This window comes from Serratia symbiotica (genome assembly GCF_000821185.2).
Lineage (GTDB): Bacteria > Pseudomonadota > Gammaproteobacteria > Enterobacterales > Enterobacteriaceae > Serratia > Serratia symbiotica.
Map to the genome: position 1 here is coordinate 2494789 of NZ_CP050855.1, position 15002 is coordinate 2509790.

Here is a 15002-nt window from a genome sequence, read left to right on the forward strand (position 1 = left end):
TATTAGGCCCACCCAACCTCATCACCTGCGCCTTACTGCGCGTTCAAACAACCACCAATGGCACTCATGGGCCGTTGCCAGGCACGGCCTAATGCCAACATTGATGATAAATAAGATCCGCCTTGCGGGATCTTTTACTTTTAGCACAACCCAACGCCATAGTTGGTCATTGGGCCGTTAGCAGGCAGAAATTAAAATATTAGCGTATTCCTGCCTGATGTAGTGATAGACCCAACGCCTGACGTAACGATGACTAAGAATCTATCCCATAAGGCTATTTTATTTGCCATTTTGGCCTTGGGCCGTGCCCACAATCATCACATACGCCATGTATGCTGCGAGGATTGCGCGCTGTCCTGATCCAAACAGACTGCAACAATGAACGCCTACTGGGATAGGCTTTAAGTACACTCCATCACCAGTTGCTGCATCATATCAATATGTGCCGATTCGTCATTCAGCGCAGAAATATACTCAAACTTCTCGCCGCCAGCCTTGAGGAATATCTCACGGTTCTGCTCTTTGATCTCCTCCAACGTTTCCAAACAGTCCGCCGAGAAACCGGGGCAGATCAATTGAACATGCTTCACGCCCTGCGCCGCAAGACTTTGCAGCGTTTCGTCAGTATATGGCGTCAGCCACGGCTCACGACCAAAGCGCGATTGGTAGGTCATCATCACCCGTTCCGGCGATAACGGCAGCGTGGCAGTTAGCGCACGCTGCGTATCTTCACAGCGCTGCGGGTAATCATCCCCCAGACGTGCATAGCGCTTGGGGATACCGTGAAACGAAAGTATCAGGCGATCCGGCTGACCATGTTCAGCTAATGAGCGTTCAACGCTTTGCTGTAGCGCAAAAATATAGGCTGGGTGTGTGGCGTAATCGCGGATAAACCTGATCGACGGTAAACAGCGATAGCCCTTAAGGGCGCGCGCCACACCGTCCCATACCGCTGCACTGGTCGAGCAGGAGTATTGCGGGTACAGCGGCAGCACCACCAGGTTAGTGATGTCTTGAGCCAGCAGTTTACTGATCGCTTCCGCCAGGCTTGGCGAACCATAGCTCATGCCCAACTCGACGGGAATGTTCGGTATACGTTCGGCCAGCGCCCGTTGTTGACGGCGGCTGTAGACCAACAGCGGCGAACCTTCTTCCATCCAGACCGACTGATACAACTTGGCGACGCGCGGCGATCGCCATGGTAAGATAGCGCCGTTAAGGATCACCCACCAAAGCAACGGTGAGGTGTCAACTACGCGACCATCACTGAGGAATTCTTTCAGGTAACATTTTACCGCCGATGAGGTTGGCGCATCTGGCGTCCCCAGGTTTACCAGCAATACGCCGTGTTTCTCTTGCTTCATCTCAGTTCCCCTCGTTACCTTTCCGGTCGGCATCCCGTTCTGGGTCGGGATGTCAGCAGCTACTAATGCGATCTATTGTAACGGAAAAGCTCTTCGTCGGAACCGATATCAGCAACAGGCACCGTCCATAACGGCGCCATTCGGCCTCAGCCCTGCGCCAGCCGCCATACCGCCGCCACGTTGCGCGCCGTAACCTCCAGATTGTGCGCCGAACCCGCCAACGCCTCCTCCAGCGTGACGATGCGATCGAGCACCGAAAATGCGGCGTCGATGCCGTGCAGATGCACCACCTGATAATCCGGTGCCAGACTGCCGGCGATGCCGATCACCGGTAGGCCGTGGCGCTTGGCCACCCGCGCCACACCGATCGGCGTTTTGCCGTGGATCGACTGGCTGTCCAGCCGGCCTTCGCCGGTGATCACCAGATCGGCACCGCGCACCGCCTCTTCCAGCCGCAGGGCTTCAATCACGATCTCAATGCCTGGCCGCAGCCGGGCTTCGAGCATGCCGAGCAACGCCGCGCCCATTCCGCCTGCCGCCCCGGTGCCCGGCTGGCGGACGATCTCGCGGCCGGTAACCTGCTCCATCAGTTCGCCGTAGTGGCGCAACGCCGCATCGAGCTGTGCCACCATCTGCGGCGTGGTGCCCTTCTGCGGCCCGAATACCGCCGAAGCGCCCTTCTCGCCGCACAGTGGATTATCAACGTCGCAGGCGGCGGTGATGCTCAACTGCCGCAGGCGCGGATCCAGCCCGACCAGATCGATATGCGCCAATTGCGCCAGCGCCGCGCCCCCCGGAGGCAGCGGCTGACGCTGTGCATCCAGCAGCCGGGCACCCAGCGCCTGTATCATGCCGGCACCGCCGTCGTTGGTGGCGCTGCCGCCCATGCCGAGAACCATCGCCTTCACCCCGTGCGCCAGCGCCGCCAGCATCAGTTCACCGGTGCCGTAACTGGTGGTGATGCGCGGGTCACGCTGGCCGTTCGGCACCAGATGCAGGCCGGAAGCGGCGGCCATTTCAATCACTGCGGTTTCGCCGTCGCCCAGCAGGCCGTAAAACGCCTGTACCGGCCGCCCCAGCGGCCCGGTCACCTCGAGTTCGATAATTTCGCCGTCGGTGGCCGCCACCATCGATTCCACCGTGCCCTCGCCGCCATCCGCCATCGGCAGCTTGATATACCGCACCTGCGGGAAGATTTGGCTGAAGCCGCACTCAATCGCATCGGCCACCTCCAGCGCGCTCAAGCTCTCCTTGAAAGAATCCGGTGCTATGACCACTTTCTTCAGCGTTTTCATTACTCTTTCTTATCCCGCCAAATTAAATACGCCCAACATCAGCGCCGAAACCGCCGCGATGGTAAAGCCCACCAGCGTTTCATACGGCAACAGTTTCAACCGCTCGTGCACCGCCATATTGACGCTGCCGCCGGTCGCATGGAAGAAGCTGCCGTGCGGCAGGTGATCTAGCACGGTGGCACCGGCGTGGATCATCGCCGCGCCGGCCAGCCCGCTGACGCCCAGCTCCAACAGCGTGCTGCTGAATACGCCGGACGCCACCGCAGTGCCTGCGGTGGTCGAGGCGGTGGCCATCGACATCAGCGCGCCGGACAGCGGTGCCAGCAGCCAGGCCGTCAGGCCAGTGTGCGTCAGGCCGATGATCAGTACGTCCTTCAGCGCCGAGTTGGCGATGATGCCCGCCAGCGTGCCGGTGCCGAGCAGCATGATCGCCACCGGTGCCATGCGGCTGAGGCCGGAGACCATAAACTGGTTGCACTGACGGATAAGCCCCATCAGCAGCGCGCCCGCCAAGCCGCCAACCGGCAGCGCGATCAGCGGATCGACCGCGATGCCGGCAATCGGCCGCAGTGACAGCAGCAAAATCGCCACCAGCGGCGCGCTGATCGCCGCAGCAAACCCCGGACGCGCGCCTTCGGCGTGCTGCGTCAGTTCCGCCACCACCCGGCTACCCTTGCCGCTCAGGTGCCGCGCCAGCAGATAAGCTACCACCAGTCCGCACAGGCCCGGCACGATACCGGCCATCATCACCGAGGTGAGCGGCACGTGAAAGTTGTCAGCCGCCGCGATGGTATTGGGGTTCGGCGACATCACGTTGCCGGCTTTGCCGCCGCCGATCATCGCCAGCAGGATCGCCGCGCGCGAGATCCCAGCCTTCTGCGCGATGGACAGCGCGATCGGTGCCACGGTGATTACTGCCACGTCGATAAATACCCCTACCGCCGTCAGGATCAGTGTAGCTATCGCCAGCGCCAGCAGCGCCCGGGTTTCACCGACTTTGCGCACGATGGTTTCGGCGATGGTGTGCGCCGCGCCGGATTCGATCAGTACCCCGGACAACACGCCAGCCGCCAGAAGGCGCATCACGGCGCTGGTAATGCCCTGCGCACCACCGATCATCAACGTGACGGTCTGCACCAGATCGGCACCGCCGCACAGCCCGCCCGCCAGCGCTCCAGCAATCATGCCGTAGGCCGGCGGAACCTTGCGTAAGATTAGGACGATGGCGACGGCTAACGCCACCAGCGCCCCCAGAGTGGATACGGTTGCCATTGTTGTTTTCCCCGTGGTTGATGTGCAGTCAACCTTATCCCGGCCGCCGGCCATAAGCCTGAGAGGAAACGACAAAAACCGCCGCTAAAACGGCGGCGAAGTTGTGGGTTGGCACAACTCAGTCGTGCCTCAGCATGCCGATATACAGCCGCAGCGAGTCGGTTAACTGATTGATTTTTAGTCCGGTAATCGCTTCGATCCGCTGTAGCCGGTAGCGCAGGGTATTGACGTGGATATGCAGCTGCGCGGCGGTCTGCGTTTGATCACAATTTTGCGAAAAATAGTGCCGCAGGGTGCCGCGCAGCACTCCTTTTTCATCCTGCTCGCCCAATACCTGCCAGGGGCGGCCCAGCTCCTGCGCGCGCCAGTCTTCGCCCAGATCGCACAACAGCGCCGGTAGCGGGTAGTCATGATACAACAGCGTGGCGTGACGCAGCTTCAGCCGCTGCACCAGCGCCTGGGTGGCGCGCGCTGTCAGGTTTGAACGACAGGCCCCCTGCTCGCCAGCAAAAAAACCGCCGACGATCAGGCGTACCCGGAAACGTTGCTTCAGCCGGTTTTGCAGCGCCTGAGCCTGCTGTCGCTCCAGCTTCGGACTCCATGCCCCCTGCGCCATGCAGGCCGGGCGCAGCAGGATCATCTCGTTGAATCCGGTGATGGCGATCAGTGCCTCGCGCTGGGCCGCCTCCAGCTCGGTCAGCAGTTCACGTAACAGCTGCGGCTGCGACTCCTGCAGTTCGACAATCCAGACGATGCGCGGCTGCTGGAGATCCAGCCCCAGGTAGGCCGCCATCGCCTCCAGCGACGTCGTGTTCACCTGCGGCTGCAGCAGCTGGTTCGCCAACTCTTCCCGATAGCGTTTTTCCCACTGGTTCTGATCCAGCAGCGCCATCTGTTCCACCATCAGCTCCGCCGCCATCTTCACCAGTTCAGCATAGGCGCGCACCTCGGTCGGTTCGCCAGATATGCCGATCACCCCCACCCGCTGGTTGCGAAAGCTGAACGGCAGATTGATGCCGGGGCGCACGCCTTTTAGGTGCTCGGCGGTGACGTTGTCGATTTCCACCACCCGGTTTTCCGTCAGCGCCAGCACCGCCCCTTCGTGGCGCTGAAACAGGCGCGACGGGTTGCCGGAGGCGATGATCACACCGTTGCTATCCATCACGTTGACGGAGTGGCTGATGATGCTCATCGCCCGCTGCACAATCTGGCGCGCGGTGGCCTCCGCCAGAAAATTGGTTTGTCCGAACATACCCAGCTCCCTGCTACTGATGAAAATGCAGGCAGTTATACGCCATTTGCGGCGAGATATTAAAGGGCGCGGACGCCACAAGCTACGGCGATCACAATTCGGTGGAAGAATGGCAAAAAAAACGCCAGACCTGAGGTCTGGCGCTATGCAAGCAATGAAATCGATCAGCCGAGAATGGTTGCCAACTCGGCGCTCACTTCACTCACCTTGCGAGTACCGTCGATTTTACGATATTGGGTGTTGCCTGCTACCGCTTCTTTGCTGTAATAGGAAATCAGTGGTGCAGTCATTTGGTGATATTCCACCAGACGTTTTCGTACGGTTTCTTCCTGATCGTCCTTGCGCATGGTCAGTTCTTCGCCGGTCACATCGTCTTTGCCTGCCACTTGTGGTGGATTGAATTTCACGTGATATACGCGGCCAGATGGCACATGCATGCGACGACCAATGATGCGATCGACAATCAGTTCGTCTGGCACATCGAATTCCAACACATAATCCACGTTGATACCGGCTTCTTTCATCGCATCGGCCTGTGGAATAGTACGTGGGAAACCGTCCAGCAGGAAACCGTTGCGGCAATCTTCCTGAGTGATGCGTTCTTTGACCAGAGCAATCACCAACTCATCGGTCACTAATTTGCCGGCGTCCATAATTTCTTTCGCCTGCTTGCCCAATTCACTGCCCGTCTTCACGGCGGCGCGCAACATATCCCCAGTGGAAATCTGCGGAATACCGTATTTTTCCATGATGAACTGAGCCTGAGTACCTTTACCAGCGCCCGGAGCGCCCAGCAGAATGATACGCATTGCGTAAATCCCCTTGCTATTATTCCCTTCATCTTTCAAGCCGCCGCATTTTGGCAGCGCACACTCAACCCAGTCACTTACCTGAGGCTGTGCGTGCTTGCCGCCTAGCCGCAATTTGAAACCTTTTGGGTATTGAGTTTTAAAAAAATGGCAAAAACACGCCACCATATCATTTCAAGGGGGAGTGGCTCAAGGTTACGCAAAGGAAATCAATTGTAAATCATAAGGAAAAATTCAGGGAAAAGAGGGGAAATGCAGAAAAAAATCGGCAATGCGCCCCAAACGTGTCAGTCAGGGGCGCATAGATTCTGTATTATACAGAGAGCAATTTATTCATTCGGCGGATGAACTGGTTTGGGTCTTCCAACGTACCACGTTCCGCCAACAGCGCTTGATCCAGCAACAGATCGATCCATTCAGCGAATTGTTCGTTATCAGCCACATCGGAGGCATGTTTAACCAGGGTATGCTCAGGATTCAGCTCAAAAATGTATTTTACTTCCGGCGCTTGCTGACCCGCAGCGGCGAACAGCTTAGCCATTTGAGTACTCATCTCGTCGGCACCGGTAATGACCACTGCTGGGGTGTCGGTCAGGCGATGCGTCAGGCGCACGTCCTTCACACGTTCACCCAGCAACGTCTTCACACGCTCGATAAACGGTTCCAATTGCTGCTCGGCGGCCTTTTGCTCTTCAGTTTCGTCCGCCAGTTTGTCCAGCGCCTCATCAGCTTTGCTCACTGACTGGAACGGCTTGCCGTCAAACTCTGTCAGATAACTCATCATCCATTCATCGATGCGGTCGGACAATAGCAACACTTCGATGCCTTTCTTGCGGAACAGCTCCAAATGTGGGCTACTCTTGGCGGCGGCATAGCTATCGGCAGTGATGTAGTAAATTTTCTCCTGCCCTTCAACCATACGGCTAACGTATTCTTCCAACGATACGGTTTGCGCCGAGCTATCGCTGTGGGTCGATGCGAAACGCAGCAGCTTGGCGATCGCTTCTTGGTTGCCGTTGTCTTCCGCTGGGCCTTCCTTCAGTACCAGGCCGAACTGTTGCCAGAATTTCTGATAGCTTTCAGTATCGTCCTTCGCCAGCTTCTCCAGCATCTGTAGTACACGCTTGGTCAGGGCGCCACGCAGGCTCTGGGTGACGCGGCTATCTTGCAGAATTTCACGCGAGACATTTAGCGGCAGATCATTGGAATCTATCAAGCCGCGCACGAAGCGCAGGTAGTTCGGCATAAACTGTTCAGCATCGTCCATGATAAACACACGCTGGACGTACAGCTTCAGGCCATGTTTATGATCGCGATTCCACATGTCCCACGGTGCCTGAGCCGGGATATACAGCAGGCTGGTATACTCCTGCTTGCCTTCCACCCGGTTAAGACTCCAGATCAACGGATCAGTGAAGTCATGGGCGATATGCTTGTAAAACTCTTTGTACTCTTCGTCGGTGATATCAGCCTTGTTACGCGTCCACAGAGCCTGCGCCTTGTTGATCTTTTCCCAAGTAATGGTACCGTCTTCTTCGTTTTTGCTCTCAATTTCCACCGGCAGCGCGATGTGATCGGAGTATTTGCCGATCACCGAACGCAAACGCCAGGCGTCGAGATACTCATCTTCACCTTCACGCAGATGCAGAGTGACCTCAGTGCCGTGGGTCTCTTTGCTAATGTCAGCGATAGTGTAGTCGCCCTCACCTGTGGACTCCCAGAACACGCCTTCATCGGCAGGGGCACCTGCGGCACGGGTACGCACTGTCACTTTGTCTGCCACAATGAACGCGGAATAGAAACCGACACCAAACTGACCGATCAGTTGGCTGTCTTTAGCCTGGTCGGAACCGATAGACTCAAGGAAAGCCTTAGTGCCTGATTTGGCAATGGTGCCAAGGTTCTCAATCACTTCTTCACGGCTCATGCCAATGCCGTTATCAGAGAGGGTCAGTGTACGCTGCTCTTTATCAAAGGACAGGCGCACACGCAGTTCACCATCACCTTCATACAGCTCAGGCGCGGACAATGCACGGAAACGCAGTTTGTCAGCAGCATCCGAGGCGTTGGAGATCAACTCGCGCAAAAAAATCTCTTTGTTGGAGTACAGCGAATGAATCATCAAATGAAGCAGTTGCTTTACTTCAGACTGGAACCCACGGGTTTCTTGACCTTTCATATTCATTGATTACCTCAAAAGACAATGGTTACCAAAATCACACAATAATGCGTATCAGGTGGGGATCAGGGCGATGTTTTTCAAGCGACTGGCGTGAAATTTTTGCACAATAGTTGACGGAGCCGAATGGCTCCGTCAGGGGAACCTGATGGCATGACGACCGGCCAGAGAATGCGACAGCGTGGTGCCATCGACCATCTCTAATTCGCCACCTACCGGCACGCCGTGAGCGATGCGGCTGGCGAGCACGCCATATTGGCCGCACATCTCGGCGATGTAGTTGGCGGTGGCCTCCCCTTCCACCGTTGGGTTGGTGGCAAGGATGATTTCAGTAATGCGTTCCTTCTCCAGCCGTTGCCCCAACCGATCAAGGCCAATGTCACCAGGGCCGATACCATCCAGCGGTGACAAGCGCCCCATCAACACAAAGTAGCGCCCGGCGAACTGTCCAGTCTGTTCAATGGCGTGAATATCAGCCGGAGTCTCCACCACGCAAATCTGGCCATTTTGCTGACGGCGTGGATTGGCGCAAATGGTGCAAATATCTTGCTCGGTGAAAGTGCGGCAGTCGGCACAGTGGCCGATTTCCGACATGGCACGCGTCAGTGCCTGCGCCAGACGCATGCCGCCGCTACGATCGCGTTGTAGCAGTTGGAACGCCATGCGCTGCGCTGATTTTGGGCCCACGCCCGGCAGGCAGCGCAGCGCCTCCATCAATAATTCAAGCAGCGGGCTGGTTTGCATCAGAACGGCATCTTGAAGCCAGGCGGCAACTGCATGCCATTGGACACGGACGCCATCTTCTCTTTCTGGGTTTCTTCAATACGGCGCGCGGCATCGTTAAAGGCAGCGGCGATCAGGTCTTCCAGCATTTCTTTGTCGTCTTCCATCAGGCTTGGATCGATCTCCACACGGCGGCAGTTATGCGCACCGTTGATGGTCACTTTCACCAGACCCGCGCCAGATTCACCCGTCGTTTCTAATTTGGCGACTTCTTCCTGCATTTGCTGCATTTTTTCCTGCATTTGTTGGGCTTGCTTCATCAGATTGCCCAAACCGCCTTTACCAAACATAGTCGTCTCTCGTCACTTAGGCTGCACACAGTACGCAGCGCTTACGTTTAAATAGGGCGAATACTGTCTTCATCCAGTTCCGCGTCAAAGAAGCGGCGCAGCGTCTGGATATGGGTATCCGCAACGATGGACTGGCGCGCCTGCGCCAGTTTTTCTTCATAAATGGCTTGCCGCCATTCCAGCGGAGTCCGTTCCGCCGAATTATCATCTACCACCACGCTCAGTTCGACCGGGCGGCCATATAGCTCGCTGAGCGCGTCAGCCAGTGTCTTCTGCGCCGAGGACGAATTCAGGTGACATTGCGCAGACCGCAGGTGGAGACAAATGTTGTCCGCTTCCTGTTGCTGCTTAAAGGCATTCAACGCCAACTGCTGCACCAACTTTGGCAGCTTCAGCTTGGCAATTTCCGCCGCCCAGGCATCACGCTCAAGCGACTCCACCACCAGCTTGGCCGACAGTTCCGGGGTTTTCTCATGCTCCAGCGCCGTGCGTAGCGCCTTGGGCGTCGTCAGCACCGCCGGCGCTACCTCCGGCTCGCTTGAAGCGCGCCAGCGGTAGGCTTCTGGCTTGACTGGTTTTTCCGGCACGATTTTTTCTGCCTGACGCTGCTGGCTGCGCTCAGTCACAGAAGCCAATCGCTCCAGCGCCGAGCTTGCCGGCCGCGCTCTTCCTAACGCCGCCGGTTCACGCTTTTTTGCTGTGGATGCTCCCTGCTGCCGCAGTTGACTACGCGCTTTTAACAACTGGGTGGTGGCATCCGGTAAATTCGGCTGTTGGTGATTTTGCGGTACAGCAGCTTGGCCTAATGGCGGTGGCACATCCTGAGATTGTGGCGCTTGCATTGGCTGCGTTATCTGCGCGGGCGCGCTTTGCAGCTCAGCGATTAGCGCTTTGGGATGAAACGCTAGCGCACGCAGTAGGGTCATTTCAACCCCCATGCGGCGATCTGGCGCGTAGGCCAGCTCTTTACGCCCCACCAGCAGTGTCTGGTAATAAAGTTGCACGTCTGCCGGCGGCAAGGTGCGTGCCAGCTCACGCAACCGCTGTTCAAGGGCGGCGTACTGGTTATCAAACATCGCAGGCAGCAATTGCACCATTGCAAGACGGTGCAACAGCGCTAGCGTCTCCACCAGCAGGCTTTCCCAGTCCACACCTCGCGCTGCGGACTGCGCAACCTGCGCCATCACCTTCTCACCGTCAGCGCTGGCCAGCGCTTCTAGGATCGCCAATGGCTGTTCGTCATCAAGCGTACCGAGCATTTGGCTGACGGTGGCAGCAGTAACCTGCCCCTGCCCCAAAGCGATCGCCTGGTCGGTTAGGCTGAGCGCATCGCGCATACTGCCATCAGCAGCGCGCGCCAACAATTGTAACGCACGGGCATCGCTGGTGATTTGCTCCGCAATCAGCACCCTTTGTAGCTGATTGCGGATCTGTTCGACATCCAGCGCCTTGAGATGGAACTGTAAGCAGCGGGAAAGAATAGTGACCGGTAATTTCTGCGGATCGGTGGTGGCCAGCAGGAACTTGACATGCGCAGGCGGTTCTTCCAGCGTTTTCAACAAGGCGTTAAAACTGTGGCGTGAGAGCATGTGTACTTCGTCGATCAGGTAAACTTTGAAGCGGCCACGGGCTGGCGCGTACTGGACGTTATCCAGCAGATCACGGGTATCCTCCACTTTGGTTCTGGACGCGGCGTCGATCTCGATCAGATCGACAAAACGCCCCTGCTCAATCTCACGGCAGTTAGTGCATTGACCGCACGGCGTGGCAGTGATGCCAGCTTCACAATTCAGCCCTTTAGCCAGCAGGCGCGCAATAGTGGTCTTACCCACGCCACGCGTGCCTGAGAACAAATAGGCATGATGAATTCGCCCCAGCGAAAGGCCGTTAGCCAGTGCAGTCAGGACATGTTCTTGTCCGACAACATCTGCAAACGTTTGAGGACGCCACTTACGGGCAAGAACCTGATAGCTCATTAATACCGAAGAAGTCGAGGGATCTGGAGAACCATGCTAACACAGCCCCACAGCGATCCGCGAGGCTGTTGTGGTAATGGGGTAATGCAGATTAGTGACCAGCGAAATTGATCAAGCTGTAGCATTCGATACCCAGTGTGTTCAAACGCACTTCACCGCCCAGATCTGGCAGGTTAATAACGAAAGCCGCATTTTTCACTTCTCCACCCAGACGGCGAATGAGCTTGACGGTAGCGGCAACGGTTCCGCCGGTCGCTAGCAGGTCGTCAATCACCAGTACCTTGTCACCTGCGGAAATGGCATCGGTGTGGATTTCCAACTGATCAGTGCCGTACTCCAGCTCGTAGCTTTCGCTGAGGGTAGTTCGCGGCAGTTTGCCCGGCTTGCGCACCGGCACAAACCCGACACCCAATGCCAGAGCAACAGGCGCGCCGAACAGGAAACCACGCGCTTCAGTACCCACCACTTTGGTTACACCTACTGTGCGATAATGCTCAGCCAGCAGTTCAATGCTGGCGGCATAAGCCAGGGGTTTTTCCAGCAGGCTGGTGACATCACGGAACAAAATGCCCAGCTTGGGGTAATCCGGGATGGTTTTGATACTGTCTTTAACAAGCTGAAGCTGCTGCGCTGTCGCGGTCATAATCGTTGCCTGATTGAGACTACCTGAAAACGGGTACACAGGTTGCCAAAAGTTCCGCACTACCCTAGGTGAAATCTATCACAGGGGAAAATAGAGGGGCAGCCCAATACATGAAAACGCCCAAATTTATGCAAACTGGCGAACAAATGCAACTGTCCCCCTTTTATTATTTTTAATAACAGGCAACGTGAAAAAGGTGTGGCCAATAACAATGGCCCCTACCAGAATAACGTGCCACGCTTTACCTCTATGCGAACAGCGCTTGTTTCACAGCGAGATCGCGGGCAAGCTTACCGCCAGCAGAACCCATCATGGAGCCTATGTGAACACTCACCGTCTATTGCAGGTGTTGGAACAACAAATCGCAGCGTTGGCCAGCGAGGTGACGCCGCGTGGCGATGCCCCCATTTCCCAAGCGCGTTTTGACGCTGCGCTGTTCGCCAATCGCGGCACTCGGCTGCGCGATTATCTGGCGGAGGTGCAGAAGAACTTCACCCAGTTGCAAACCGCAGCCCGCGATAACCGCACCAATCAAGTGGCTTATTTGGCCGAGAGATTGGTGACGCAGATCGCCGCCCTGAAACGGGAATTGGCAACCCAGGGATTGCGCCGTAAAAATCAGCCGAAAGAGGCGGGAGCGGTCGATTTGTATCATAAACTGGCCGAACATCAGGACTATGAGCGTCGGCTTAGTTCAATGATTCAAGATCGAGAAAGCCTGCTGAGGCAACAGAGCACGCTGGCAGCACAGCAAAAAATGCAGCATGAGCTGGCAGTGCTGGCAGGACGGCTAATGCGTTGCCGGCAGGTGCTAGCGCGTATTGAGCGCAGCATAGAACATAAAGAAAAGGGGTTGTGAATAGTCATTATTTCAATGAATATCCCCCCCCTTCACCATGTTCACTACACTTAGCGGTATAACATGTTATCCATTCACCCAATCAACAAAACGCAGGTTTTATGTCTCTGGAAAATGCCTCACCGACATTACAGTTGGCGGTAGATTTGATTTATCTGCTGGAATGCAATGAGATCGATCCAGCCACCGTGCTAGCGGCATTGGATATTGTCAAACAGGATTATCAAGAGAAACTGCAACATACCAACACCAATTCCCCTTATCTAGCTTATGAATTGGATGACGACAGACTCCCATAAACAGGAGGCCAGTCGGTGCGGGGCGATGGAGACGCCAGCTCTCCCGTTTCGAGCCGCAGGCTAGGACAAAAAATAGGAGCATGTCGAGAAAGACGTCCACTAGCACGTGCACTTTAGCCTGTAGATCGAAGCTTTCTGGCATAAACACCCCGTTTTCCATCAGTGTAAACACGCAAAATCATCGCCGCACGGCGAGTGTGCAGGCACTGGCGGTAATAAACGCAATTATCCTCCATGTGCTCATCGCCAGACAAGAAAGATTCAGCACTTTGTGTAAATCCAACAGGGACGTCATTTCGCCGACAAATTCGCATTTGTAGAATATAATCTCCATTAGTGCTCTTCGGTGACCGTCTTCAGCCATAGATGTCAAGATGAAAATCAGAGTTTGTCGGATAACACGCAGTGGAATATCTGGATACTTTGCCTGATACTCTGTCTCAAGATCGTCTATTTTCGGCCTGGTAGATCTCCAAACTTCATTAAACAGATCTATCTTATTTTTTAAATGCCAGTAAATTGCGCCACACGTAACTCCGGCAGCAGCGGCAATATCTGTCAGTGACGTTGCAAAAACGCCACGTTCAGAGAATTCCCTCATCGCAACGTCAAGGATCTGCTGTCAGGTTGCTTGTGCTTACTATTGGGTATTTCTTGCTATGACGTTGTTATTTATGGTGATTATGTTTTACATACATTTGCTAACGTATGTACTATAGCGCGCACATATCATTAATATTGCAATGGGTTTTAAGGCTTGTGATCCATTGATCATTTTGAAATCGGACACTTGAGGTTTTTTATGAACAAAAACAGAGGGTCAATGCCTCTGGCGGCAGTTCTGATGCTTTCAGGCAGCTTAGCGCTCACAGCATGTAATGATACGGAAACCCAACAGCAAGGTCTCCAACACCCAGTTCCCGAAGTAGGTGTAGTGACATTAAAAGCCGCACCTCTCAATATCACTAGCGATCTTACTGGCCGCACCGCTGCGTATCGTGTCGCTGAAGTTCGCCCTCAGGTCAGCGGCATCGTCCTGAAACGCAACTTTGTTGAAGGCAGCGATATCAAAGCCGGGACGTCCTTATATCAAATCGATCCCGCCACCTATCAAGCTGCTTACGATCGCGCCAAGGGCGATCTGGCCAAGGCACAATCCAGTGCTTCTATCGCCAGCGTGACGGTAAACCGCTATAAACCATTGTTGGGTACCCGCTACATCAGCAAGCAGGAGTATGATACCACTGTATCAAACCTACAGCAGGCAGAAGCGGTAGTAGTCGCCGCGAAAGCCGCTGTAGAAACCGCGCGCATTAACTTGGCATACACCAAGGTGACCTCGCCGATCTCCGGGCGCATCGGCAAATCTGCCGTGACTGAAGGGGCGTTAGTCAGCAATGGTCAGGCGGCGGCGCTTGCTACCGTGCAGCAGTTAGATCCGATGTACGTTGACGTTACTCAGTCGAGCAACGATTTCCTTCGTCTGAAACAGGAAATGGTCAGCGGCACTTTGAAGCAGGAAAACGGTAAGGCTAAAGTGAAACTGCTACTGGAAAACGGCACTGAATACGCACAGGAAGGCACGCTGGAATTCTCTGACGTCACCGTTGATGAAACCACAGGTTCTATCACTCTTCGTGCCCTGTTTCCTAACCCAAACCATATACTGCTGCCAGGCATGTTCGTACGCGCCCGTTTGGACGAAGGCGTGCGTAGCGATACGCTGCTAGTACCGCAGCAGGGTGTGACGCGCAATCCGCGTGGTGATGCCACAGCGCTGGTGGTCGGTATGGACGATAAAGTCGAACTGCGTATGCTGAAAGCGGATAAAGCGATTGGCGACAAGTGGCTGGTTACCGATGGCCTGAAAGCCGGTGATCGCGTGATCGTCAGTGGCCTGATGAAAGTGCGCCCTGGCGCGCAGGTAAAAGTGCAGGAAGAAGTTGACACCCAGCCACAATCTGAAGCGCAGAAGTCATAA

At 55.6% G+C, this 15002-nt stretch carries 13 protein-coding genes, 1 pseudogene and 1 other annotated feature; of the genes and pseudogenes, 3 read left to right on the forward strand and 11 right to left on the reverse strand.

What is annotated here, in order from left to right:
* Nucleotides 1-401 precede the first annotated feature (401 nt).
* From hemH to apt, 10 genes are all read right to left on the reverse strand, one after another.
* Nucleotides 402-1364 (reverse strand): ferrochelatase, encoded by a 963-nt coding sequence (gene hemH / locus SYMBAF_RS12505; protein WP_040266933.1) that lies wholly within the window; start codon nucleotides 1362-1364, stop codon nucleotides 402-404.
* Between the two features lie 146 nt (nucleotides 1365-1510).
* Nucleotides 1511-2659: a glycerate kinase gene (locus tag SYMBAF_RS12510; protein WP_040266935.1), complete on the reverse strand. Its 1149-nt coding sequence runs from the start codon at nucleotides 2657-2659 to the stop codon at nucleotides 1511-1513.
* Nucleotides 2660-2668: 9 nt separating this feature from the next.
* Entirely contained in the window at nucleotides 2669-3931 is a 1263-nt protein-coding gene (locus SYMBAF_RS12515; RefSeq protein WP_040266937.1) for a GntP family permease, read from the reverse strand.
* Nucleotides 3932-4049: 118 nt separating this feature from the next.
* The gene (locus SYMBAF_RS12520; RefSeq protein WP_040266938.1) at nucleotides 4050-5183 is read right to left on the reverse strand and encodes a sugar diacid recognition domain-containing protein; all 1134 of its coding nucleotides are present in this window, start codon (nucleotides 5181-5183) and stop codon (nucleotides 4050-4052) included.
* A gap of 164 nt (nucleotides 5184-5347) precedes the next feature.
* Nucleotides 5348-5992, reverse strand: coding sequence for an adenylate kinase (gene adk, locus SYMBAF_RS12525; protein ID WP_037388053.1), 645 nt, complete (start codon nucleotides 5990-5992; stop codon nucleotides 5348-5350).
* A gap of 313 nt (nucleotides 5993-6305) precedes the next feature.
* Entirely contained in the window at nucleotides 6306-8171 is a 1866-nt protein-coding gene (gene htpG / locus SYMBAF_RS12530; RefSeq protein WP_040267109.1) for a molecular chaperone HtpG, read from the reverse strand.
* Nucleotides 8172-8306: 135 nt separating this feature from the next.
* A complete protein-coding gene (gene recR, locus SYMBAF_RS12535) occupies nucleotides 8307-8915 on the reverse strand; it encodes a recombination mediator RecR (protein ID WP_040266944.1) in 609 nt (202 codons plus the stop codon).
* On the reverse strand, nucleotides 8915-9244 hold the full coding sequence (locus tag SYMBAF_RS12540; RefSeq protein WP_040266946.1) for a YbaB/EbfC family nucleoid-associated protein: 330 nt from the start codon (nucleotides 9242-9244) through the stop codon (nucleotides 8915-8917). Before SYMBAF_RS12540 ends, recR begins: the two co-directional genes overlap by 1 nt.
* A 47-nt stretch (nucleotides 9245-9291) precedes the next feature.
* Nucleotides 9292-11220, reverse strand: coding sequence for a DNA polymerase III subunit gamma/tau (gene dnaX / locus SYMBAF_RS12545; RefSeq protein ID WP_040266948.1), 1929 nt, complete (start codon nucleotides 11218-11220; stop codon nucleotides 9292-9294).
* Nucleotides 9895-9959, reverse strand: a sequence feature (DnaX frameshifting element). It overlaps the preceding gene by 65 nt.
* A gap of 91 nt (nucleotides 11221-11311) precedes the next feature.
* On the reverse strand, nucleotides 11312-11863 hold the full coding sequence (gene apt / locus SYMBAF_RS12550; RefSeq protein WP_006708022.1) for an adenine phosphoribosyltransferase: 552 nt from the start codon (nucleotides 11861-11863) through the stop codon (nucleotides 11312-11314).
* A 322-nt stretch (nucleotides 11864-12185) separates the two neighbouring features.
* Here apt and priC point away from each other — a divergent pair, with 322 nt between their 5' ends.
* Together priC and rsmS are read left to right on the forward strand one after the other, a co-directional pair.
* Nucleotides 12186-12722 carry a primosomal replication protein PriC gene (gene priC, locus SYMBAF_RS12555; protein WP_040266950.1) on the forward strand — a complete coding sequence of 179 codons (537 nt, stop codon included), beginning with the start codon at nucleotides 12186-12188 and terminating at the stop codon, nucleotides 12720-12722.
* A gap of 101 nt (nucleotides 12723-12823) precedes the next feature.
* Nucleotides 12824-13021, forward strand: a complete 198-nt coding sequence (gene rsmS, locus SYMBAF_RS12560; RefSeq protein WP_040266952.1) for a pleiotropic regulatory protein RsmS — start codon at nucleotides 12824-12826, stop codon at nucleotides 13019-13021.
* Here rsmS and SYMBAF_RS12565 read toward each other — a convergent pair.
* Nucleotides 12933-13622 (reverse strand): annotated as a pseudogene (locus SYMBAF_RS12565) (TetR family transcriptional regulator). The gene rsmS and the pseudogene SYMBAF_RS12565 overlap by 89 nt on opposite strands.
* A 201-nt stretch (nucleotides 13623-13823) precedes the next feature.
* On the opposite strand from SYMBAF_RS12565, the gene sdeX reads away from it, so the two are divergent.
* Complete coding sequence (gene sdeX / locus SYMBAF_RS12570) at nucleotides 13824-15002, forward strand: multidrug efflux RND transporter periplasmic adaptor subunit SdeX (protein WP_040266954.1); 1179 nt, start codon at nucleotides 13824-13826, stop codon at nucleotides 15000-15002.

Bases quoted from the DNA above. Each gene is read 5' to 3' on its own strand.
- hemH (WP_040266933.1), bottom strand. From the start codon at position 1,364: ATGAAGCAAGAGAAACACGGCGTATTGCTGGTAAACCTGGGGACGCCA.
- SYMBAF_RS12510 (WP_040266935.1), bottom strand. From the start codon at position 2,659: ATGAAAACGCTGAAGAAAGTGGTCATAGCACCGGATTCTTTCAAGGAG.
- SYMBAF_RS12515 (WP_040266937.1), bottom strand. From the start codon at position 3,931: ATGGCAACCGTATCCACTCTGGGGGCGCTGGTGGCGTTAGCCGTCGCC.
- SYMBAF_RS12520 (WP_040266938.1), bottom strand. From the start codon at position 5,183: ATGTTCGGACAAACCAATTTTCTGGCGGAGGCCACCGCGCGCCAGATT.
- adk (WP_037388053.1), bottom strand. From the start codon at position 5,992: ATGCGTATCATTCTGCTGGGCGCTCCGGGCGCTGGTAAAGGTACTCAG.
- htpG (WP_040267109.1), bottom strand. From the start codon at position 8,171: ATGAAAGGTCAAGAAACCCGTGGGTTCCAGTCTGAAGTAAAGCAACTG.
- recR (WP_040266944.1), bottom strand. From the start codon at position 8,915: ATGCAAACCAGCCCGCTGCTTGAATTATTGATGGAGGCGCTGCGCTGC.
- SYMBAF_RS12540 (WP_040266946.1), bottom strand. From the start codon at position 9,244: ATGTTTGGTAAAGGCGGTTTGGGCAATCTGATGAAGCAAGCCCAACAA.
- dnaX (WP_040266948.1), bottom strand. From the start codon at position 11,220: ATGAGCTATCAGGTTCTTGCCCGTAAGTGGCGTCCTCAAACGTTTGCA.
- apt (WP_006708022.1), bottom strand. From the start codon at position 11,863: ATGACCGCGACAGCGCAGCAGCTTCAGCTTGTTAAAGACAGTATCAAA.
- rsmS (WP_040266952.1), top strand. From the start codon at position 12,824: ATGTCTCTGGAAAATGCCTCACCGACATTACAGTTGGCGGTAGATTTG.
- sdeX (WP_040266954.1), top strand. From the start codon at position 13,824: ATGAACAAAAACAGAGGGTCAATGCCTCTGGCGGCAGTTCTGATGCTT.